This is a genomic window from Burkholderia sp. Bp8998 (assembly GCF_003854235.1).
Taxonomy (GTDB): domain Bacteria; phylum Pseudomonadota; class Gammaproteobacteria; order Burkholderiales; family Burkholderiaceae; genus Burkholderia.
The window spans coordinates 17,966-39,345 of sequence record NZ_QTQF01000049.1; the positions used below are offsets into that span (position 1 = coordinate 17,966).

The 21,380-nt window shown below is 67.7% G+C and carries 15 protein-coding genes and 1 pseudogene; 10 read left to right on the forward strand and 6 right to left on the reverse strand.

Going from position 1 to position 21,380, the window contains the following annotated elements:
- Positions 1-29: 29 nt before the first annotated feature.
- The 4 genes from DIE06_RS32805 to DIE06_RS32825 all read right to left on the reverse strand — a co-directional run bounded on the left by DIE06_RS32805 (position 30) and on the right by DIE06_RS32825 (position 5,701).
- Entirely contained in the window at positions 30-983 is a 954-nt protein-coding gene (locus tag DIE06_RS32805; RefSeq protein WP_124664995.1) for an ABC transporter permease, read from the reverse strand.
- Positions 984-1,062: 79 nt separating this feature from the next.
- On the reverse strand, positions 1,063-2,646 hold the full coding sequence (locus tag DIE06_RS32810) for an ABC transporter substrate-binding protein (protein ID WP_124664996.1): 1,584 nt from the start codon (positions 2,644-2,646) through the stop codon (positions 1,063-1,065).
- A gap of 675 nt (positions 2,647-3,321) precedes the next feature.
- Complete coding sequence (locus DIE06_RS32820) at positions 3,322-4,860, reverse strand: methyl-accepting chemotaxis protein (RefSeq protein ID WP_124664997.1); 1,539 nt, start codon at positions 4,858-4,860, stop codon at positions 3,322-3,324.
- Positions 4,861-5,032: 172 nt separating this feature from the next.
- Positions 5,033-5,701 (reverse strand): haloacid dehalogenase type II, encoded by a 669-nt coding sequence (locus tag DIE06_RS32825; protein WP_124648630.1) that lies wholly within the window; start codon positions 5,699-5,701, stop codon positions 5,033-5,035.
- 467 nt (positions 5,702-6,168) lie between these two features.
- On the opposite strand from DIE06_RS32825, the gene DIE06_RS32830 reads away from it, so the two are divergent.
- From DIE06_RS32830 to DIE06_RS32860, 7 genes are all read left to right on the forward strand, one after another.
- Positions 6,169-7,029 (forward strand): GNAT family N-acetyltransferase, encoded by an 861-nt coding sequence (locus DIE06_RS32830; protein WP_124664998.1) that lies wholly within the window; start codon positions 6,169-6,171, stop codon positions 7,027-7,029.
- Between the two features lie 12 nt (positions 7,030-7,041).
- Positions 7,042-7,968 carry a glyoxylate/hydroxypyruvate reductase A gene (locus DIE06_RS32835; RefSeq protein WP_124664999.1) on the forward strand — a complete coding sequence of 309 codons (927 nt, stop codon included), beginning with the start codon at positions 7,042-7,044 and terminating at the stop codon, positions 7,966-7,968.
- Positions 7,969-8,136: 168 nt separating this feature from the next.
- Positions 8,137-9,537: an aspartate aminotransferase family protein gene (locus DIE06_RS32840; RefSeq protein ID WP_124665000.1), complete on the forward strand. Its 1,401-nt coding sequence runs from the start codon at positions 8,137-8,139 to the stop codon at positions 9,535-9,537.
- Positions 9,538-9,622: 85 nt separating this feature from the next.
- Positions 9,623-10,114, forward strand: coding sequence for an Lrp/AsnC family transcriptional regulator (locus DIE06_RS32845; protein ID WP_006749694.1), 492 nt, complete (start codon positions 9,623-9,625; stop codon positions 10,112-10,114).
- Between the two features lie 109 nt (positions 10,115-10,223).
- Positions 10,224-11,696, forward strand: coding sequence for an NAD-dependent succinate-semialdehyde dehydrogenase (locus DIE06_RS32850; protein ID WP_124665001.1), 1,473 nt, complete (start codon positions 10,224-10,226; stop codon positions 11,694-11,696).
- 201 nt (positions 11,697-11,897) lie between these two features.
- Entirely contained in the window at positions 11,898-13,418 is a 1,521-nt protein-coding gene (locus tag DIE06_RS32855) for a GGDEF domain-containing protein (protein ID WP_124665002.1), read from the forward strand.
- A 236-nt stretch (positions 13,419-13,654) separates the two neighbouring features.
- Entirely contained in the window at positions 13,655-15,613 is a 1,959-nt protein-coding gene (locus DIE06_RS32860) for a phosphatase PAP2 family protein (protein ID WP_124665003.1), read from the forward strand.
- Positions 15,614-15,689: 76 nt separating this feature from the next.
- Here DIE06_RS32860 and DIE06_RS32865 read toward each other — a convergent pair whose 3' ends face one another.
- On the reverse strand, positions 15,690-16,178 hold the full coding sequence (locus DIE06_RS32865) for a substrate-binding domain-containing protein (protein WP_260433853.1): 489 nt from the start codon (positions 16,176-16,178) through the stop codon (positions 15,690-15,692).
- Here DIE06_RS32865 and DIE06_RS32870 point away from each other — a divergent pair.
- The 3 genes from DIE06_RS32870 (at position 16,164) to DIE06_RS32875 (ending at position 19,735) form a co-directional block, all read left to right on the forward strand.
- Positions 16,164-17,099 carry a DUF72 domain-containing protein gene (locus tag DIE06_RS32870; protein WP_260433857.1) on the forward strand — a complete coding sequence of 312 codons (936 nt, stop codon included), beginning with the start codon at positions 16,164-16,166 and terminating at the stop codon, positions 17,097-17,099. The genes DIE06_RS32865 and DIE06_RS32870 overlap by 15 nt on opposite strands.
- Before the next feature lie 61 nt (positions 17,100-17,160).
- Positions 17,161-17,331, forward strand: coding sequence for a hypothetical protein (locus tag DIE06_RS38550; RefSeq protein WP_185733534.1), 171 nt, complete (start codon positions 17,161-17,163; stop codon positions 17,329-17,331).
- Between the two features lie 298 nt (positions 17,332-17,629).
- Entirely contained in the window at positions 17,630-19,735 is a 2,106-nt protein-coding gene (locus DIE06_RS32875; RefSeq protein WP_124665005.1) for a TonB-dependent siderophore receptor, read from the forward strand.
- A 166-nt stretch (positions 19,736-19,901) separates the two neighbouring features.
- Here the strand turns inward: DIE06_RS32875 and DIE06_RS39655 are convergent.
- Positions 19,902-21,221: pseudogene (locus DIE06_RS39655) on the reverse strand (MFS transporter).
- Positions 21,222-21,380 lie beyond the last annotated feature (159 nt).

Below are 21,380 nucleotides of genomic sequence, written 5' to 3' on the forward strand. Positions count from 1 at the left end.
GGCGACATCTCGGAAAAAAGACGAAATACTCAGGTGCGCAGTCGCGGGTTCGACACGATCGAGCACAGGTCGGCGAACAGCACGAGCGTCAGGTAAGCGACGCAGAAGAGCAGCGTGCACGCCTGGACCAACGGGAAATCGCGGTTGCTGACGGCGTCGACCATCAGGCTCGCGAGGCCCGGATAGTTGAAGATCGTCTCGACGACGATCACGCCGCCGAGCAGATACGACAGGCTCAGCGCGATCGCATTGGCGATCGGGCCGATCGCGTTCGGCAGCGCATGGCGCAGCACGACGCGAGCCTGGCTCGCGCCCTTGAGCACGGCCATCTCGACGTACGACGCGCTCAACTGCTCGATCACCGCGGCGCGCGTCATCCGCGCCATCTGCGCGATCACGACGGCGCACAGCGTCAGCACCGGCATCGCATACGCGCGCAGGAAGTCGTGCAGGCTTTCGATCGGGCCGCTGTACGACAGCGCGGACAGCCAGTGCAGCTTCACCGCGAACACGAGCACGGCGACCGTCGCGATCAGGAATTCAGGCGTCGCGACGAGCGACAGCGTGCCGAGGCTGATCACGCGATCGATCACCGACTCGCGCTTGACCGCCGCGAGGATCCCGAGCAGCAATGCGATCGGCACCGACACGGCGGTCGTGATCGCCGCCAGCGTGAGCGACTTCGGCAGGCGTCCGCCGATCAGCTCCGACACCGGCATGTCGCCGGACAGCGACCGGCCGAAATCGCCGTGCAGCAGGCCGGTGAGCCAGTGCACGTAACGCACGTGCGCCGGCATGTCGAGACCGAACTGCTGGCGCAGCGCGGCGACCGTCTCCGGCGTCGCCGACTGGCCGAGCGCGGCCTGCGCGGCGTCGCCCGGCAGCAGGTTCGTGATCGTGAAGATGATCGCGGACACGATCAGCAGCGTCAGCGCGGTGACCGCGATGCGCCGGCCGATCAGGCCGATGAGAATTCGGTTCATGGTGCGGCACTCCCGAAAAAACCGCGCGTGGCCGGCGCGGTGGTCCGCACCGGCCGCGCGACGGCGGCCAGCCACAACGTCATGCGTTCCACCACACGTTCTCGGCGAACGTGAAGCCCATCATCGGCCCGGTGGGGATCGAGCCGAGGCCCGCGAGCCGCTTGTCGTAGCCGTCGAGGAAGCTGATGAACGCCGGAATGCCGACCCGGCCCTGCTGCGCGACGATCACCTGCATGTCGCCGTACATCTGCTTGCGCTTCGCGTCGTCGGTTTCCGAGCGCGCGGCGAGCAGCAGCTGGTCGAACTTTGCGTTCTTCCAGCCCGACTCGTTCCACGGCGCATCCGACTTGAAGAACTGCGTGAACAGCACGTCGGCGCTCGAGCGCGGGTTGATGTTGCCGAAGGTGAGCGGGTGCTTCATCCAGTGGTTCGACCAGTAGCCGTCGGGCGACGCGCGGTTGACCTGCAGGTTCAGCCCGATCTTCTGGCCGGCCTGCTGCAGCAGCACGGCCATCTCGATCGACCCGTTCGCGTCGGACGTCGCATAGATCGGCGGCAACGTGGCGCCGAGCGCGCCCGCCTTCTGGAGCAGGAACTTCGCCTTGTCCGGATCGTGCGCCCGCTGCGGCAGCGACGCGTTGAAGTAGCGGTGCCCCGGCGGAATCGGCTGGTCGTTGCCGATCACCGAGTAGCCGCGGAACACCGCCGTGCGGAGCTGCTCGCGATCGAACAGGTACTTCATCCCTTCGACGAAGTCGGGACTTGAGACGATCGGGTTGTCGCTGCGCATGATCAGGTCGGTATAGAGGCCCGACTTGGTTTCCTTCAGTGCGTAGCCCGGCGTCGACGAGACCCGCTGCGTCGAGCGCGGATCGATCGCGTTGATCAGGTGCACGTCGCCCGACAGCAGCGCGTTCAGGCGCGCGGCGCTGTCGCTGATGCCGATCAGCTCGATCTCGTCGAGATACGGCTTGCCCGGCTTGAAGTAGCTGTCGTTGCGCACGCCGACGGTCGACACGCCCGGCTTGAACGACTTCAGCTTGTACGGGCCGCAGCCGATACCGGTCGAGAAGTCGGTCGTGCCGTCCTTGACGATCACGAGCTGCGGCGTCGCGAGGATCACCGGCAGATCGGCGTTCGCGCTGGCGAGCGTCAATGTGACTTCGTCGGGGCCGGTCGCCTTCGCATCCGTGAACTGTTCGGCAAGCGTCTTGACCTTCGACGCGGTGGCCGCGTTCTTGTGGCGCATCAGCGAAAACACCACGTCGGCCGGGCCGACCGGCTTGCCGTCGTGGAACGTGACGCCCTTGCGCAGCTTGATGATCCAGGTCTTCGCATCGGTCGTCTGCAGCGACTCGGCGAGGTTCATCTGCGGCGTCAGGCTCGCATCGAGCTGCGTGAGGCCGCTGTAGAACATGAAGAAGCGCGTGTAGTCCGCGCCCGTCGAGCCCTTGGCCGGGTCGAGCGTATCGGCCGTCGAGCCGGCTTCGTTCGCGACCCGGATCTTGCCGCCGCGCTTCGGCGCGGGCGCGGCGAATGCAGCGCCGGGGGTCATCAGCAGTCCGCCGGCGCCGGCGGCCATCATGCCGCCCGCCGCCATGACCTTCATCATGTCGCGGCGCGTGATGCCGCCCTTGCCGCCATTGTCGATATCGTCGCTCATCCGAACTGCTCCTGACTGTGGGAAGTAGGTCCAAGGGTCCAGCGTGGTTGTTCAGTCCCGCCGCGCCCGCTTGCTGGTGGCGGGCGCGACGTCGTACACATGCAATTCATTTAAGCATCGCCAAAATGCGGTTTGTCGCGATTCGGGCGCCCCGCACGATACGAATCGACCGTTTTGGGTGGCCTGCGCAGCATGATTAGCTGCGTGCGCGCACGTGTCGCCGTGTGCCCGGCGGCGTGTCGCGGCGGCTGCCGAACCCGTGTCGATGCAGGAAATCGTAAGGCCGCAGCCGCCGCAGATTGCGCCGACAAAATTGCCCGTTCGGCATCCGGCGCGCGTTTGGCTCACGCAAACCGCACGTTTGTGTCGAATGCGTGCGCGCCTGCCCACGACGACCGAAACGAGCGGTACGTTGCGGCAGATCGCCGTATGCACGGACGTCGACGATCGGGATCGCGACGGGACGTCGCGCAGGAAAGTTCAGAAGAATGCCGCTCGATCGGAACGGCTTGGCGGGAAGACGGGAAGATGGCGGGACTGCCCGGAAACCGGGCTCGTGCAGCCGTCAGGTGACGCGTGCGTCACCGGCATGCCGGCGCGCACGCCGGGCGGGCGCCGGCGCGACGCCCAGGAGGCAGGGTGACACGCCGGCCGCGAGCGGACGGCACGAAGCCGTCACGCAGCGAGCCGGAATACCGACACGGCGGCCCGCAGGCGCGCCGCCTGCTCGTCCAGCGACGCAGCGGCCGCAGCCGCCTGCTCGACGAGCGCGGCATTCTGCTGGGTGACTTCGTCCATTTGCGCGACCGCCAGCCCGATCTGTTCGATGCCGGTGCTTTGCTCGGCCGATGCCGCCGAAATCTCGCCCATGATGTCGGCCACCCGGTCGATCGACCGGACGATCTCCGTCATGCGCGCGCCGGCCGTCTCGACGAGCCGGCTGCCGCTGCCGGCGCGCTCGACCGACGCGTCGATCAATCCCTTGATGTCCTTCGCGGCTGCGGCGCTGCGTTGCGCGAGCGAGCGGACTTCCGACGCGACGACGGCGAACCCGCGCCCCTCCTCGCCGGCCCGCGCGGCTTCCACCGCGGCGTTGAGCGCGAGAATGTTGGTCTGGAACGCGATGCTTTCGATGACGACGGTAATGTCGGCGATCCGCACCGACCCGTCCGAAATCTGCCGCATCGTTTCGACGACCGCCTGCACGGCGGCGCCGCCAAGCTCGGTCGCATCCTTCGCCTGGGCCACGAGCGCATTCGCCTGGCGTGCGTTGTCCGCGTTCTGTTTGACCGTGGACGTCATCTGCTCCATGCTCGCGGCCGTTTCCTGCAGCGACGCGGCCTGCTGCTCCGTGCGCTGCGACAGATCCAGGTTGCCTTGGGCGATCTCGCCGGTGCCGGTGGCGATCGAGTGGGTCGTGGTCTGGATTTCGGCGATGGTGTCGGTCAGCCGCGCCTTCATGTCGCCCAGCGCGACGAGCAGGCTGCCCGGCGCGGCGTGCGCCGTATCGAACTGCACGTCCAGTTCGCCGGCGGCGATGCGGGCGGCGATCTGCGTCGCATGCGCGGGCTCGCCGCCCAGCGTGCGCCTGACGCTGCGCAGCACGCCCCATGCGATGGCCGCGAGCGCCGCGGCGATGACGAGCGTGATGGCGCCCAGCACCGTCGCGAGCCGCGCAAACGCCGCGTTGATGTCGTCGTAGAAAAATCCCGTGCCGATCCACCAGTTCCAGTCCGGAATCGCGACCACGCCCTGCAGCTTCGGCTCCAGGTCCGCGTCGGGGCTGCGCTTGATCAGCACGTCGACGAGCGCGAAATGCGACTGCGCCATCCCCGCGCGGTACGCCTCGCTGTCGGTCAGGCCGCTGGTCGTGCGGTTGCCTTTCGCGCGCGTGCCGATGAACTGCGCGTTCGGGTGGACGAGGTTGACGCCGTCGGACGTCGTGACCCAGAAGTAGCTCCTCGAATTCGCATTGAGCGCCGCCAGCGCGGCCTTGGCCTGCTGCTGCGCCTGCTCCTGCGTGAGCGTGCCGTTGGTCTGCATCGCGCGATACGAATCGACCAGATGCTCGGCCTTGGTCAGCAGAATGACGATCTCGTCGCGCCGGCTGTCGATCAGCGCGTCGCGCAGCGTGTGCAGCGACAACGCGGCGAGCAGGACGACGCCGAGCAGCGCCGCGGCGACGAGCATCAGCAGTTTGGTGGACAACTTCATGCGGGAGCCTCGAAATATTAACCGTTCGGTACATATATCGGCCCGCGACGCCGCCCCTTGAACCGCTCAATATCGGTAATTACCCTCGTTTCGTGCGCTGATCGAACGCGACGGGACGCGACGGCATCGCGGCCGCGTCCCGGCGCTCGATGAATCGGCCGGCGCAGCCGGCTTACAGCCCGAGCTGCGTCGCCAGTTGGCCGATGTCCGACACTTCGTAATAGTTGTAGAACGGCGTGCCCGGCTCGTGGCCGCGGTTCACGAACGCCTTGTGCTTGATCCCGAGATCCTCGGCCGTCATCAGGTCGTAGCGCAGGCTCGACGACACGTGCAGCACGTCCTCCGGCTTGCAGCCGAGCTTGTCGAACATGTATTCGAAGCCCTGCATGCGCGGCTTGTACGATTGCGCCTGCTGCGCGGTGAACACCGCATGGAACGGCGCGCCGAGCTTGTCGACGTTGCTCATGATCTGCTCGTCCATCGCGTTCGACAGGATCACCAGCTTGTACTTCGACGCCAGCCGCGACAGCCCGGCCGGCACGTCCGGGTGCGGGCCCCACGTCGGCACCGCATGATAGAAAAGCTCGGCCTCGGCTTCGTCGAACGTCACGCCGACCCGTGCGCACGTGCGGCGGACCGCGTTGACGACGACGTCGCGGTACGGCTTCCACGCGCCGAGCACCTCGTCGAGCCGATAGGCGGCGAACGCACGCACGAAGGCCTCCATCGTGGCCGGCGACAACCGATCCGCATAGATTTCGCGCGCCGTCTCGGCCATCCGGAAATGGGTCAGCGTGCCGTAGCAGTCGAAGGTGATGTACTTCGGTTCAAACTGGATCATGGTCAGGTCCTGTCGGTGTGAAGCCCCGGCAGGGCCGGGGATGGGCTGGGTTTGACGAAATTGAATCAGGGCAAAAAGTCGTTCGCGCATCGTTCGGCGCCGCTCAAAACGCAGAATCGCCGCGTGTTGCCCGGCACATGCAGCACGATCTGCGGCGCGATCGGGCGGGGCGCAGCGGAGCCGGCCGATGGGCGCCGCGCCACCGCGGCGGGCTCGCCTGCCGGTGCGGCCCCTTGGCAGGCGGAACCGCCGCCGTGCATTCATCGTAGCTGCATTCCCACAGCACGAATCGTCGGATCGACCGGCCGCGCCGGCACGACCAGCGCGTTCGTCCGCGTCGATCAAACGGGTTTGCGTCGATCTCGCGGGCGCGCCCGTCACCGCCCGAAAACAGGCGAATCGTCCTATCCGCGCCGCACCGGCGCTGGCAGAGTCGATACGTCATTCCCACCCATCCGGAGTCCGGCGTGTCCGACCTCAATCCTTCCAGCACGCTTACCTATCGCACGTTCGCCGAAACCGACCTGCCCGCCGCACATCGTCTGTCGGAGGCGGTCAAGTGGCCGCACCGGCTCGACGACTGGCGCTTCGCCTACCAGCTCGGCAGCGGCTTCGTCGCCGAGGACGAAACCGGCGTCGTCGGCACCGCGCTCGGCTGGCGCTTCGACGACGCGCACGCATCGCTCGGCATGGTGATCGTGTCGCCCGAGCGCCAGGGCCGCGGCATCGGCCGCGAACTGCTCGCGCGCGTCGTCGACAGTCTCGGCGCGCGCACGATCTTCCTGCATGCGACGCCGTCCGGCGAGCCGCTCTACGTGAAGTTCGGCTTCGAAGCGATCGGCACGATCGACCAGCACCAGGGCGCCGCGTTCCAGCCGCCGCTGATCTCGCTGCCGCCCGGCGAGCGCCTGCGCCCGCTCGGCACGAACGACGGGCCGCGTCTCGCGGCGCTCGCGTCGCGCGCGGCAGGCTACGCGCGCGGCGCGGTCATCGATGCGCTGCTCGACGTCGCGAACGGGATCGCGCTCGACCGCGACGGCGAACTGCTCGGTTTCGCCCTGTTCCGCCGGTTCGGCCGCGGCCACGTGATCGGCCCGGTGGTCGCGCCCGATGCGCTGCGCGCGCAAGCGCTGATCAGCCACTGGCTCGCACTGCACGAAGGCATGTTCGTGCGGCTGGACGTGCCGGGCGATAGCGGGCTGTCCGACTGGCTGCAGGGGCTCGGGCTACCGCGCGTCGATACCGTCGTCGCGATGGCGCGCGGCACGACGCCCGAGCGCGACCCGGCACTGCGCGCGTTCGCGATCGTGAACCAGGCGCTCGGCTGAACGGGACGCACGATGAGCTTTCTCTACAAGGCCGACCCGGTGCGCGGCGCGCAATGGGCGCAGCGCTTCGCGCAACAGGCGCCCGACCTCCCGTTCCGGATCTGGCCGGACCTCGGCGACCCTGAAGCCGTCCGCTATCTCGCCGCATGGCAGCCGCCCGACGACCCGGTCGCGCTGCTGCCGAATCTCGAGATCGTGTTTTCGGTCGGCGCCGGCATCGATCAGTTCGACCTGTCGCGCGTGCCCGCGCACATTCCGGTCGTGCGGATGATCGAGCCGGGCATCGTCGAAGGGATGGTCGAATACGTGACGCAGGCCGTGCTGACGATCCATCGCGACCTGTTCGACTATGCGGCGCAGCAGCGCGAGCAGGTGTGGCGCGAGAAGCCGGTGCGCGCGGCCGCGTCGCGGCGCATCGGCGTGCTCGGCCTCGGCACGCTCGGCCAGGCCGTGCTCGACACGCTGCGGCGCTTCGGTTTCCCGTGCGCCGGCTGGAGCCGCACGCCGCGCACGCTCGACGGCATCGACTGCTACGCGGGCGACGCGGCGCTCGATGCGTTCCTGGCCCGCACCGACCTCCTGATCTGCCTGCTGCCGCTCACCGACGGCACGCGCGGCCTGCTCGGCGCGCGCGTGTTCGACGCGCTGCCGGCCGGCGCGTCGCTCGTGCAGGTCGGGCGCGGCCCGCAGCTCGATGCGGCCGCGCTGCTCGCCGCGCTCGACAGCGGCCGCCTCGACAGCGCGATCCTCGACGTGACGGACCCGGAGCCGTTGCCGGCCGGCCACCCGTTCTGGACGCATCCGCGCATTCGCATCACGCCGCACATTGCGAGCGCGACGCGCCCCGACACCGCGGTCGACGCCGTGCTCGCGAACCTCGCGCGCCATCGCGCGGGCCAGCCGATGATCGGCGTCGTCGATCGCGCACGCGGGTACTGACGCGCCGACGCGCGCGCCCGGCCCGGCGGGGCGCGCAGCAGAAAATGCCGAAGCGCCCCGTGCAAACGCCGTTTCCATACGTTTCGCGCGGCAAATTGAAGACGCGTGCGGAATTCTCGCCCGGTAGGATGAACTCATGCTGACACCCGACGAGAGTCCCGCCCTGCCATGAACCAAGCCGCGCTGATCGAAGCCGATCGTCAACACCTGATCCACCCTGTCGTCAACTATCGTGCGCACGAGGCGCGCGGCGTCACCGTGCTCGAATCCGCGGACGGCGTGTTCCTGCGCGATGGCGACGGCCATACGCTGCTCGATGCGTTCTCGGGCCTGTGGTGCGTGAACGTCGGCTATGGCCGCGACAGCATCGTGCAGGCCGCCGCCGAGCAGATGGCGAAGCTGCCCTACGCGACCGGCTATTTCCATTTCGGCTCGCAACCCGCGATCGAACTGGCCGAACGGCTCGCGGCGCTGGCGCCGCCGTCGCTGAACCGCGTGTACTTCACGCTCGGCGGCTCGGATGCGGTCGACTCCGCGGTGCGTTTCATCACGCATTATTTCAACTCGACCGGCCGCCCGTCGAAAAAGCAGATGATCGCGCTCGAGCGCGGCTATCACGGCTCGTCGTCGATCGGCGCCGGCCTCACCGCGCTGCCCGCGTTCCACCGTCACTTCGACCTGCCGCGCGCGGACCAGCATCACATCCCGTCGCCCTACCCGTATCGCCACCCGCTCGGCGACGATCCGCAGGCGCTGATCGCCGCGTCGGTCGCCGCGCTCGAGGCGAAAGTCGCCGAGCTCGGCGCGGACAACGTCGCGGCCTTCTTCTGCGAGCCCGTGCAGGGTTCGGGCGGCGTGATCGTGCCGCCGGCCGGCTGGCTGAAGGCGATGCGCGACGCGTGTCGGCGCCTGGGCATCCTGTTCGTCGCCGACGAGGTGATCACCGGCTTCGGCCGCACGGGCCCGCTGTTCGCGTGCGAGACCGAGCAGGTCGATCCGGACCTGATGACCGTCGCGAAGGGGCTGACCGCCGGCTACGCGCCGATGGGCGCGGTGCTGATGTCCGATGAAATCTACGAAGGGATCGCGGGCAGTCGTGCGGAGTCGGCACCGGTCGGTCATGGGTATACGTATTCCGCGCACCCGGTCAGCGCGGCGATCGGCCTCGAGGTGCTGAAGCTCTATCACGAAGGCGGGCTGCTCGCGAACGGCCAGGCGATGGCACCGCGTTTCGCCGCGGGGCTCGATGCGCTGCGCGCGCATCCGCTCGTCGGCGACGCCCGTTCGGTCGGCCTGCTCGGCGCGCTCGAGCTCGTGTCCGACAAGGCGCGCAAGACGCGCTTCGACGCGGCGCTGAACGTGCCCGACAAGATCGCGGCGGCCGCGTACGCGAACGGCGTGGTGTTTCGCGCATTCGGCGACGGCGTGCTCGGTTTCGCGCCGGCGCTGAGCTTCAGCGCGGGCGAGTTCGACCTGATGTTCGAACGCGTGCGCAAGACGCTCGACGACGTGCTGGCCGACGCGGGCGTGCAGCGCGCGCTCGACGCCGCGCACGCGCAGCCGGCCTGACCGGCCAAGGGAAAGCCGGGCTTGTGGCGGCCATCGTTCGACTCTAAAGTAACCGGACATTCCATTTTTTCCCTCTCACGTGAACATGACGGACAGCAAGCTGGATCGCATCGACCTGCGCATCCTCTCCCAGTTGCAAAAGCGCGGCCGCATGACCAACGTCGAACTGGCCGATGCGGTCGGGCTGTCGCCCAGTCCTTGCCTGATCCGCGTGAAGCGGCTCGAGAAGGCCGGCTACATCGGCGGCTACGGCGCGCACATCCAGCTCGAGAAACTCGGCGACGTGCAGGTCGTATTTACCGAGGTCACGCTGGCCGACCACCGGCGCGAGGACTTCGACCGTTTCGTCGCGGCGATCCGCAACGTCGACGAGATCGTCGAATGCCACCTCGCGAGCGGCGGCTACGACTATCTGCTGAAGTTCATCACGCGCAGCGTGAGCCATTACCAGACCATCGTCGAAGGGCTGCTCGAGCAGAACATCGGCATCGAGAAGTACTTCAGTTACGTGATCATCAAGTCGCCGTTCGTCAAACGGCACTACCCGCTCGAATCGCTGTTCGGCGAACGTCACTGACGGACAGCGCGCGGCATCCACGAACGCGGCGGCCCGCCGTCCGCGCGGGGTAGTCGCGCGCCCGCGCCGCCGCCGTCGTCCACCGAATCGCCCCATCCAAGGACCTGTCATGCCGCTTACGCTGTCCCGAACCGAACTCGTTCGCACCGCCAACCTGATCGACGGCACCTGGCGCGATGCGCTCGACGGCCGCCGCTTCGACGTCACCGATCCGGCGACGCTCGAGATCGTTGCCCACGCACCCGACAGCGGCGCCGCCGACGCGCGGGCCGCGACCGACGCAGCGGCACGCGCGCTGCCCGCGTGGCGCGCGACGCCCGCTCGCGAACGGGCCGCGATCCTGCGCGCCTGGCATGCGGCGATCGTCGCGCACACCGACAATCTCGCGACGCTGATGTCGCGCGAACAGGGCAAGCCGCTCGCCGAAGCGCGCGGCGAAGTCGCCTACGGTGCGTCGTACGTGCTGTGGTTCGCCGAGGAAGCGACGCGCACCTACGGCGACCTGATTCCGCAGCAGCAGCGCGGCAAGCGGCTGAGTGCGGTCAAGGAGCCGATCGGCATCGTCGCCGCGGTCACGCCGTGGAATTTCCCGCTCGCGATGATCGCGCGCAAGATCGCACCCGCGCTCGCCGCCGGCTGCACGGTCGTCGCGAAACCGGCGGAGGACACGCCGCTCACCGCGCTCGCGCTGGCCTTCCTCGCGCAGGAAGCCGGCGTGCCGCCCGGCGTGCTGAACCTGATCGCCGCGTCGCGCGAACGCGGTATCGACGCGGTGGCCGACTGGCTCGCCGACGGTCGCGTGCGCAAGATCACGTTCACCGGATCGACGGCCGTCGGCAAGCTGCTCGCGCGCGAATCGGCGACGACGCTGAAGAAGCTGTCGCTGGAGCTCGGCGGCAATGCGCCGTTCATCGTGTTCGACGATGCCGAGCTCGACGCCGCGGTCGACGGGCTGATGGCCGCCAAGTTCCGCAACGGCGGTCAGACTTGTGTATCGCCGAATCGCGTGTACGTGCAGGCAGGCGTCTACGACGCGTTCGCCGCGAAGCTCGCCGCGCGCGTCGCCGCGCTGAAGGTCGCGCCGGCGACCGACCCGGCCGCGCAGATCGGCCCGATGATCAACGCGCGCGCGGTCGACAAGATCGCACGCCACGTCGGCGACGCGATCGAGCGCGGCGCACGCGTGCTCACGGGCGGCAAGCGCCTGACTGAACTCGGGCCGAACTATTACGCGCCGACGGTGCTCGCCGACGCCACCGCCGACATGCAGCTGACCTGCGAGGAAACCTTCGGCCCGGTCGCCGCGCTGTTCCGGTTCGCTACCGAGGACGAAGCCGTCGACGCCGCGAACGACACGCCGTTCGGGCTGGCCGCGTATTTCTACACGCAGGACGTGCGGCGCATCGCGCGCGTGTCGGCGCGGCTCGAAACGGGCATCGTCGGCATCAACGAAGGCGCGCTCGCGAGCGAAGCCGCGCCGTTCGGCGGCGTGAAGGAATCGGGCTACGGCCGTGAGGGCTCGCGCTACGGCCTCGACGATTACCTGTCGATCAAGTATCTGTGCCAGGGCGGGCTCGACTGATCCCGCGCGGCCGGGCGCATCCGCCGCCGTTGCGTGCGCGTTGCGTGCTCGTTGTTCAGCGCGCCCCGGCCGCACACGTTTGCGGCCTCCGTGCAGTCATCGCGTCGCATGCCGGCCTCGATTTCCGGGTAACCGTGCCGTTAACCCGGATTTGACCAGCGCCGCTGCCGTCGCAGCCGGCTCCCCGCACGAGCGCGAGCAATGCCTGCATCCACTTCGATCGAGAGAATTGCCGACTGGGCCGGCCGCCACCACCTGATCGTCGGCGTGCTGGGCACGCTGATGTCGCTCGCGGCGCTCGGCATCAGTGCGGCGACGCTGTGGGCCGCACGAAGCGAAGTCGTCGAGCATGCGCACGAGACGTCGCGCAATGTCGCGGCCGTCCTGGTCAGCGAGATCTCGCGCACCGTCGAAACGTCCAACAATGCGCTCGTCGCGCTCGCCGCCGATCTCGGCAACCCCGCCGTCACGCGCATGGACGCCGGGCTGCGTCACGACGTGCTGTTCGAGCGCACGGTCGCGCAATACGTGACCGGAATGGGCGTGACGGACCGCTACGGGCGGCTGATCGACGGGTGTTGCAGCTCGACCCACAACTGGGATTTCAGCGATCGCGACTACTTCAAGGTCCATCGTGATTCGGACAGCGTCGGCCTGTACGTATCCGAGGCGTACCGCGCGCGTTCGCGCGGCGGCGCGGAATCGATCGCGCTGTCGCGGCGCATCGAACGGCCGGATCACACGTTCGACGGCATCGCGGTGGTCGCCGTCGACCTCGCCTACTTCGATCGGCTGCTGTCCCGCCTGAACGTCGGGCAGCACGGCGTCAGCGCGATCCTGCGCGCGGACGGCACGATCCTCGCGCGGAACCCGCCGTTGAGCGCTCACCAGATGGTCCGCCTGCGCCGCTCGAAGTCGTTCGAACGGATGGCGAGCCGCGAATCGGGTTTCTATGCGGCGCGCTCGAGCATCGACGGAACGCTGCGGCTGTACACGTACCAGCGGGTACCGGGCACGCCGCTGATCGCCGTCGTCGCGCCGGCCGAGCGCGACGTGCTGGCCGGTATCACGCGCCTGTCGTGGACGGTCGGCGTGTCGGCGTGCATCATCGGCGCGCTGTTCTGCGCGGTGGTGTGGCTGCTCGCGTTCGCGCTGCGGGACAACCTGCGCAAGCAGACGCTGCTCACGGACCTGACGCGCACCGATCCGCTGACGGGCCTGCACAACCGTCGCGCGCTCGATGCCGCGCTCGTCGACGAATGGGAACGGCTGCAGCGCGGCAGCGACGGCAGCCTGTCGGTGCTGTTCATCGACGCCGATCACTTCAAGCAGTACAACGACCGGTACGGCCATGCGCAAGGCGACATCGCGCTGCGCTTTCTCGCCGAATGCATCCGCGTGCATACGCGACGGCGCGGCGATCTCGCCGCGCGCTACGGCGGCGAGGAATTCGTCGCCGTGTTGCCCGATACGGACGAAGGCGGCGCCGCGCAGGTCGCCGAAGCGATTCGCCACGCCGTGGAAAGCAACCGGCTCGACGGGTTCGACGCGACGATTCCGGCTTTCACGGTCAGTATCGGCTGCGCGACCGGGCACCGCGCGCATCCGAAGTCCGTGCATGCGTTGTCGCATCAGGCGGACCTCGCGCTCTATGCGGCGAAGCGCCAGGGCAGAAACCGCGTGTGCCGCGCCGACGCGGAATCGTTCGCCCAGCCGGCGTGACCGTTCCGGTTCCGGTCTTTTTCCAACACCCACGCACACACCGCCGGCCCCCATCCGCCCGCTGCAGGACAACGGCCGACGGCCGGATCGATCCGGCCGCAAACGTTCAGCATCACGAATTCACCAGATAGTGAACATTCGGGCGCATCGACCTCGACCCGAAACAAATCCTTAACGGCTGCGTCACGATCGACCACGACAATCCGCCATCTTCGACACTCAGGATGGAGTCTTGCATGTTTGCGTCACGGAGCCGTTTCCCGCTGCACGTCGCAGCGCTGTCGAGTGCGATCGTTCTTGCCGCGTGCGGCGGCGGCGACGACGTCGCGTCGCCCCCCGCGACCAGCACGGCCATGCCGGCACCGCCGGCCGACCCCGGTTTCGTCGACAGCGCGCCCGTGCCGAGCGTGCCGGCCTTCGTCGACAACATCGCGACCAACCAGCGCGGCGACGCGCGCTATGCCACGCTGTCGACCAACGCCGCCGTGCGCGTGGTGAGCCGCTTCCTCGACCTGTGGCAGCCGGCGACGATGCTGGTCGATGCCGGCGTGAGCGCGCCCGCCAACGGCGCGTTTCCGGCGATCTCGCCGTCGACCTGCTCGGGCCTGCCCGGCAGCGGCACGCCTTGCGGCACGATCCTGAACGACACGGTGCTGACCGCCAATGTTCAATATGTGGTCAACGCAACGACCGCACGCACGCAGCAGCAAGCCGACGCCGCCTACTTCGACGACCGGCGCGGCAAGGGCTACAGCGTGACCGACGGCATGGGCCCGCTCACCAGCGCGTGGCGCACCGCGGCGCAGCAGACGACCAGCATCACCAGCGTGCCCGCCGACGCGACGACGGTGCTGTACAACGATTCGGGCAACAACGTCGGCGTCGGCAGCAGCACGAACGCGAGCTTCGGCAAGGTCGTCGACCTGCTCAACGAAATGGGCAACAACGCGTCGACCGAACCGTCGAAGCGTTTCTACAAGTACGCGCGGCCGTACCGCTGGAGCACGAGCGTCGTCGTCGCGCCGACGCTCGTGCCGGCGGAAAGCACGACGCCCGCGACCGACGGCGGCTTCATCAGCGGCCACACGTCCGAGGCGATGCGCGACGCGACGACGATGGCGTGGCTCGTGCCGGAACGCTTCCAGGAAATGGTCAGCCGCGGCCTCGAACTCGGCGAAAACCGGATCCTCGCCGGCATGCATTCGCCGCTCGACGTGATCGGCGGCCGCATGCTTGCGCTCGCGATCAGCGCGGCGAACCTGAGCGCGTATGCGAGCGACGCGCAGGCCGCGTACGGTCAGGCGCACCAGGCGCTGCAGCAGCTCACGGGAACGACCAGCTCGACGTTCGCGGCATTCGCGCACTCCGGCACGACGGCCACCGACCGGTTCGCCGATTACACCGCGAACAAGGCCGCGTTCCTGCGCCGCATGACGTTCGGCTTCGGCACGATCGAATCGACCGACGCGCCGCCCGTGGTGCCGAAGGGCGCGGAAATCCTGCTGCAGACGCGCTTCCCGTATCTGAGCGCGGATCAGCGGCGCGTCGTGCTGAAGACCACCGAAGTGCAGTCCGGCTATCCGGTGATGGACGATGCGGAGGGCTGGGGCCGGCTGAACCTGTTTGCGGCGGCCGACGGTTACGGCGCGTTCAACGGCAACGTGAGCGTGTCGATGGACGCGTCGCAGGGCGGCCTCAATGCCGCGGATCTGTGGCGTAACGACATCGCCGGCGCCGGCAAGCTGACGTTGCAAGGCAGCGGCACGCTGACGCTCGCGGGCAACAACAGCTATACCGGCGGCACGCAGGTGAGCGGCGGCACGCTCGCCGCTGCATCGGCGAGCGCGTTCGGCACCGGTGACGTCTATGTCGGCTCGGGCGGCAGCGTCAGGATCGCGGCCGCGGCGCCGGTCACGATCGCGACCCGCTACACGCAGCTCGACAACACGACGCTCGAACTCGACATCGACGGCAACGGCGGCGGCCGGCTGCGCGTGGGCGGCCCGCTCACGGTCGCGGGCGGCACGCTGCACGTGAAGTTCGTGAACGGCTATGCGCCGAAGGCCGGCGACACGATCGCGCTGATCGACGGCGCGGCGGCTTCCGCGAAGTTCTCGACGGTGACGGTCGACGGGTTCAAGGCGACGCCGGTTTATACGGCGACGGGCGTGTCGGTCGTATTGTCGGCGTCGTAATCGTGGGCTGCGCGGCGGGACGTTCATCGCTTCGGTTCGCGTCGAACGTCCCGCCGCGCCACCGTGCGAGTCCGTGTCAACGCGGCTCGAGGCCGCTGCGTTGCAGGGCTGCAACGGCCGGTGCGCTCTTGAGGAACGCGACGAACGCGCGCGACGCTGCAGCCGCTCGCGCTTGCGCGGCGATCGCCGACGAGATCACGCTCACCTGCTGCACATCGGCCGGCAGCAGCTCCGCGAAATCAATGCCGGGCGTGACCATCAGTTCGCTGACCTGCTGCAGCCCGAGCTCGGCGTCGCCACGCGCGAGCGCGGTGCCGACCAGCTCCTTGCCGCGCACGCGCACGCTCTTCGATTTCATCTGCTCGGCGATGCCGAGTTTCTCGAGCAGCGTGCCGGCGATGTAGGTGCCGCTCGCGCCTTCCGAGAACGCAACCGATTTCGCATGCAATAGCGCGTCGCGCAACGCGTCGACCGTGCTCAGATCGAATGACCGGATGACCGAAGCAATGCGCGCGCCGGTAGCAGGCACGCGCATTGCTCGCTGCGACGGATCTTCAGCGGACATCCGGGCATCGACGTGACGGAAAAATCGGGCACGATTCACATCGGCATATCAGGCTGGCGCTACGACGGCTGGCGCGGCTCCTTCTACCCGAAAGGCCTGAAGCAGGCCGCGGAATTGCGCTATGCATCCGGCCGGATGCAGACGATCGAGATCAACGGCACGCATTACAGCCTGCAAGCGCTCTCGAGCTGGCGGCGCTGGTACAACGACACGCCGCCGGGTTTCACGTTCAGCGTGAAAGGCGCGCGCTACCTGACCCACATGCTGCGCTTTCGCGACGAAACGGCAACGGCCGCATGCGCGAACTTCTTCGCCCAGGGGCTCCTCGCGCTCAACGACAAACTCGGGCCGATCCTGTGGCAATTTCCGGCGTCGCTGCACTTCGATCCCGAGCACATGGAACGATTCCTGAGCCTGTTGCCGCACGATACGCAAGCCGCGGTCGCACTGGCGGAACAGCACGACCGCCGGGTCAAGACGCCGTATCTGGAGATTGACCGCAAGCGCCCGTTGCGGCACGCGATCGAAGTACGTCATGCAAGCTTCGTCGATCCTGCGTTCGTAAAGCTGCTGCGCCGCCATAAAGTCTCGCTCGTCGTATCGGATTCGACCGAGCCGTGGCCGCAGTTCGAAGACCTCAGCACGGATTTCGTCTACATGCGGCTGCACGGCACCGAAACGAAGTATTCGGGCGAATACTCGGACGCATCGCTCGAGCACTGGGCGCGCAAAATCGAGTCGTGGCGCCGCGGCGAACAGCCTGCCGACGCACGTCTGATCGCGCCGGATCTGGCGCCGCCGCACGCGCGAACGCGCGACGTGTACTGTTACTTCGACAACGACGTGAAAACGCGCGCGCCGTTCGACGCGCAGCGCCTGATGGAACGCCTCGACGTGGACGCGCACGACGCCGCGGCCTGAGGAAGCGACACGCCGTGTCGCGCAGGCCGCACGATTAACCCGAACCGCAAGGAGAACAACGATGACGCTGCTTATCTACCTGGTCGGCTGGATCATTTTCATCGCCGGCGTCGCGTGGGGACTGGTGATGCTGCACGTGTCGCAGCACATCATCGAGATCGTCGCCGTCATTCTGCTCGGCATCGCCGTGATCACCGGCGCGACACGCGCACGCAATCGCGACCGGACATAGGCGATCGGCGCCGCGCGCCGCGTGAGCGGCGCGCTGTCACCGCGCTGGATCGATACGCCCCGGTCAGGCTGGGAGCAGTCGTCGCGCGCGGCCGGCGCATCGACAGCACCGCCGCGGCCTGAACACCCTCGCCCCCGTTCCACAAGCCGCACTTCAACTCAAATACAACGCGCTCAGCTTACTATTGCAAACACGTCTCATTTGCATTAAATTCCCGCGCAAATGTACTGTTTGGATCACATACGTCGGCGCGAAGCAGTCCGCCGTGCCCGAACGCGAACCACACCAAAGGACGGGTATGAGCAGGAAAAACTGGGCGGCTGCACCGGTGGCCATCGTCGTCGGCACGACCGGCATGGGCGCTGCCGACGCGCAGGAAACGTCGCTGCCCACCATCGAGGTGTCCGCGCAACGCGCGATTGCGCCGTTTCGCACGCGCGAATCGACGAGCGCGACGCGCAGCGACTCGGACGTGATGGAGATTCCGTTCGCGGTCAGCAGCGTCGATGCGAAACTCGTCCAGACCATTGCCGCAACACGCGGCGACGACCTTTACGACTGGGTCGCGGGCGTGTCGCGGCAGAACAACTTCGGCGGCCTGTGGGACAACTACGCGGTGCGCGGCTTCGCCGGCGACGGCAACACGTCCGGCACCGACTACCTCGTCAACGGCTTCTCGTGGAATCGCGGGATGAGCGTGCCGCGCGACACCGCCAACCTCGAGCGGATGGAAGTGCTCAAGGGGCCGGCGTCCGCGCTGTACGGCCGCGGCGACCCGGGCGGCATCATCAGCTACACGACCAAGCAGCCGCAGTTCGCACGCTCGAACACCGTCAGCGTATCGGCCGGCAGCTACGGCGCGTTGCGCCAGACCCTCGATTCGACCGGCCCCGTCACGAAATCGCTGGCGTACCGCTTCGTCGCGATGAACGAGAACAACGGCAGCTTCCGCGATACCGTGTCGAGCAAGCGCTACCTGTTCGCGCCGTCGTTCACGTGGGACATCGGCGCGGACACCACGCTTCACTACGAGTTCGAGAGCGCGCGTCAGCGCGCGCCGCTCGATCGCGGCGTGCTGGCGGTCAACGGGCAGCTCGGCGTGATTCCGGCGTCGCGCTTTGTCGGCGAGCCGCGCGACGGCGACTACGACGTGCGCAACACGGGCCACCAGTTCACGCTCGAGCATCGCATCGATTCGAGCTGGTCGATCAACGCCGGCGTCGCACAGCGCGACACCGACCTGTCGGGGCGCTCGTCCGAAGCCTTCGCGTTGCAGCCGGACGGCCGCACGCTGTGGCGCCGCTACCGGCAAGTCGCGTTTCATTCGAACGACCTGCAAGGCCGCGTCGAGACGACCGGCACGTTTCGCACGGGCGGCATCGGCCATACGCTCGTGATGGGCGTCGATGCGTATCGCTTCAACTACGATCAGTTCGTCGCGCGCTCCACGCCGAGCGCCGCCGCGCCGTATGCGATCGACATCTTCGATCCGGTCTACGGCCAGCCCGCGCCGACGCCGCGCACCGCGACCGATCTGCTCGAACGCGACAACGGACAAGGCGTCTACGCGCAGGACACGCTCGCGTTCGGGCCGCACTGGAAGATCCTGGCCGGGCTGCGCTGGGATCGCTTCCACCAGTCGATCGACAACCGCCTGAAGAGCGTGACCACCAGCCAGTTGCAGACCGCGCTGAGCCCGCGCATCGGCGTCGTGTATGAAATGAGCCCCGCGTTGTCGCTGTATGCGAACACCGCGTATTCGTTCCGGCCGAACAACGGCGCCGACATCGACGGCCGCGCGTTCGATCCCGAGAAGGGTCACGGCTACGAAGCCGGTGCGAAATGGGCCGGCGCGCGCTCGCTCACGACCGTCTCGGCGTTCTACGTGACCAAGCGCAACGTGCTCACCGCCGATCCGGCGAATGCCGGCTTCTCGCGCGCCGCCGGCGAAGTACGCAGCCGCGGCGTCGAATTCGAATGGAGCGGCGACCTCGGTCACGGCTTGCGCGGCATCGCGAACTTCGCGTACGTCGACGCGGAGGTCACGCGCGATTCCGTGCTGACGCCCGGTGCGCGTCTCGTCAACGTACCGCGGCTGAGCGGCAGCGCGCTGCTGATGTACGAGACCACCCTGCCGTTCGCGGACAAGGCCGGCGCCGGCGCCGGTGTGATCTACGTCGGGCGCCGCGCCGGCAACACGGCGAACACGCAGGACGGCTTCGAGCTGCCGGCCTACGCGACCGTCCAGCTCAACGGCTACCTTCAGGTCAACAAGCACCTGCGTGCGTCGGTCGTGCTGAACAACCTGTTCAATCGCGCTACGTACGTCAGCTCGTACAACAGCCTGTGGGTCACGCCGGGCGCGCCGCGCAGCCTGTTCGCATCGCTCACGTACTCGTTTTAGAACGACTGGCGCGGCTGGGCAGGGTCCATCGCGCGCCGGATCGTGACGAGCCGGAATATGCACGTCGCGGTGCCGCTCCCCCCGCGGAACGGCGACAACTTTTTTGTTCTACGACGAGCGAGCGACAGACAGCACCGCACTGCCACGCCGCGAGCTCGCACCGCGTTCACGTGGTAGCCGATTGCACGTGCGGCTGCACGTGCGACGCGCGCCGCATCAGGGCGAGCATCGCGGCGCCAACGAACGCGATACAGGCGAGACTCAGCATGCCGGCGCGCGGGTCGGAGAATGTCTGCTCGGCCCAGTTCTTCAGATTCGGCGCGACGAAGCCGCCGACATTACCGAGTGAATTGATCAGTGCGATGCCACCGGCCGCGGCGACACCGCCCAGGTAGTTGGTCGGCAGCGTCCAGTACAGCGGCTGCGCGGAAACAAAGCCGCTGGCCGCGAAACAGAACGCGATGATCACCGGAACCAGGCTCGAAGAGAGCGCCGACGCCGCGATGCCGCAGCCGGCGCAAACGAGCATGAGTGCGGCCAGCCCGCGATGCGAGCCGGTACGGTCCGCGAAGCGCGTGATCCACCAGGTCACGGCCAGTGCGCACAGCCACGGGATCGCGGTGATCAGGCCTACGGTCAGATCGACCTTGCCGCCGTGAAGTTCGGCAATGCGAGTCGGCAAATAGAAGACCACGCCGTACACGCTCATCTGGACCGTGAAGTACACGACACAAAACATCGCGAGCCACGGGCTGCGCAACAGGTCGCGCAAGCTCGCCGGGCCGTGGGCGAGCTTGGCGACATCTTCCTGCGACAACGCATCGATCAGCGCGCGGCGCTCGGCGTCGGTGAGCCATTTGGCTTTCGCGGGAGCGTCGCTCAGATAGAAGAACGCAACCACGCCAACGATCGACGCGAGCAACCCTTCGACCACGAACATCCACTACCACGGTTTGAGGCCAAACGGGGCCTGCAGCCCGAGCAGCAACCCCGACAGCGGGCCACCCAGCACCAGTGCCAGCGGCAGGCCGAAGTAAAAGATGCCCATTGCCTGCGAGCGCACGTGCCTGGGAAACCAGTAGGTGAGATAGAGGATGACGCCCGGAAAGAAGCCGGCCTCGGCTGCACCGAGCAGCACGCGCAGCGCGAAGAACGTGGTGGCGTCGTGCGTGAACGCCATCGACGCCGACACGAGCCCCCAGGTCACCATGATGCGAGACATCCAAAGCCTCGCGCCGAAGCGGTGCAGCGCGAGGTTGCTCGGCACCTCGAATACCGCGTAGCTGATGAAGAAGATGCCGGCACCGAATGCGAATGCGGCGTTCGACAAACCCGTGTCCGCCTGCAGGGTCGCCTTGGCGAAGCCGACGTTGGCGCGATCGATGAACGCGATCACATACATGAGCACGAGGAACGGCAACAAGCGCACGAGGCACTTGCGGATTGCGGCATTGCAGGTTGGCGTGGCACCCCGGCTGGAACGCATGTGAGCTGTCTCCGAATGCGTGTCGCGGGTCGGGCCAATGCCCGATGGCGACGATTATGGTTTTGCACGGATCAGGCGTGGCGCCTGCTTCGGAGGAAGCATGAGAGTGGGCAGCGATAATGTCGATTGACGATTTTCTATCAAACGATAACTATTTTT

Coding starts and splice junctions, on each gene's coding strand:
- DIE06_RS32805 (WP_124664995.1), bottom strand. CDS start 983: ATGAACCGAATTCTCATCGGCCTGATCGGCCGGCGCATCGCGGTCACC.
- DIE06_RS32810 (WP_124664996.1), bottom strand. CDS start 2,646: ATGAGCGACGATATCGACAATGGCGGCAAGGGCGGCATCACGCGCCGC.
- DIE06_RS32820 (WP_124664997.1), bottom strand. CDS start 4,860: ATGAAGTTGTCCACCAAACTGCTGATGCTCGTCGCCGCGGCGCTGCTC.
- DIE06_RS32825 (WP_124648630.1), bottom strand. CDS start 5,701: ATGATCCAGTTTGAACCGAAGTACATCACCTTCGACTGCTACGGCACG.
- DIE06_RS32835 (WP_124664999.1), top strand. CDS start 7,042: ATGAGCTTTCTCTACAAGGCCGACCCGGTGCGCGGCGCGCAATGGGCG.
- DIE06_RS32840 (WP_124665000.1), top strand. CDS start 8,137: ATGAACCAAGCCGCGCTGATCGAAGCCGATCGTCAACACCTGATCCAC.
- DIE06_RS32845 (WP_006749694.1), top strand. CDS start 9,623: ATGACGGACAGCAAGCTGGATCGCATCGACCTGCGCATCCTCTCCCAG.
- DIE06_RS32850 (WP_124665001.1), top strand. CDS start 10,224: ATGCCGCTTACGCTGTCCCGAACCGAACTCGTTCGCACCGCCAACCTG.
- DIE06_RS32855 (WP_124665002.1), top strand. CDS start 11,898: ATGCCTGCATCCACTTCGATCGAGAGAATTGCCGACTGGGCCGGCCGC.
- DIE06_RS32860 (WP_124665003.1), top strand. CDS start 13,655: ATGTTTGCGTCACGGAGCCGTTTCCCGCTGCACGTCGCAGCGCTGTCG.
- DIE06_RS32865 (WP_260433853.1), bottom strand. CDS start 16,178: ATGTCCGCTGAAGATCCGTCGCAGCGAGCAATGCGCGTGCCTGCTACC.
- DIE06_RS38550 (WP_185733534.1), top strand. CDS start 17,161: ATGACGCTGCTTATCTACCTGGTCGGCTGGATCATTTTCATCGCCGGC.
- DIE06_RS32875 (WP_124665005.1), top strand. CDS start 17,630: ATGAGCAGGAAAAACTGGGCGGCTGCACCGGTGGCCATCGTCGTCGGC.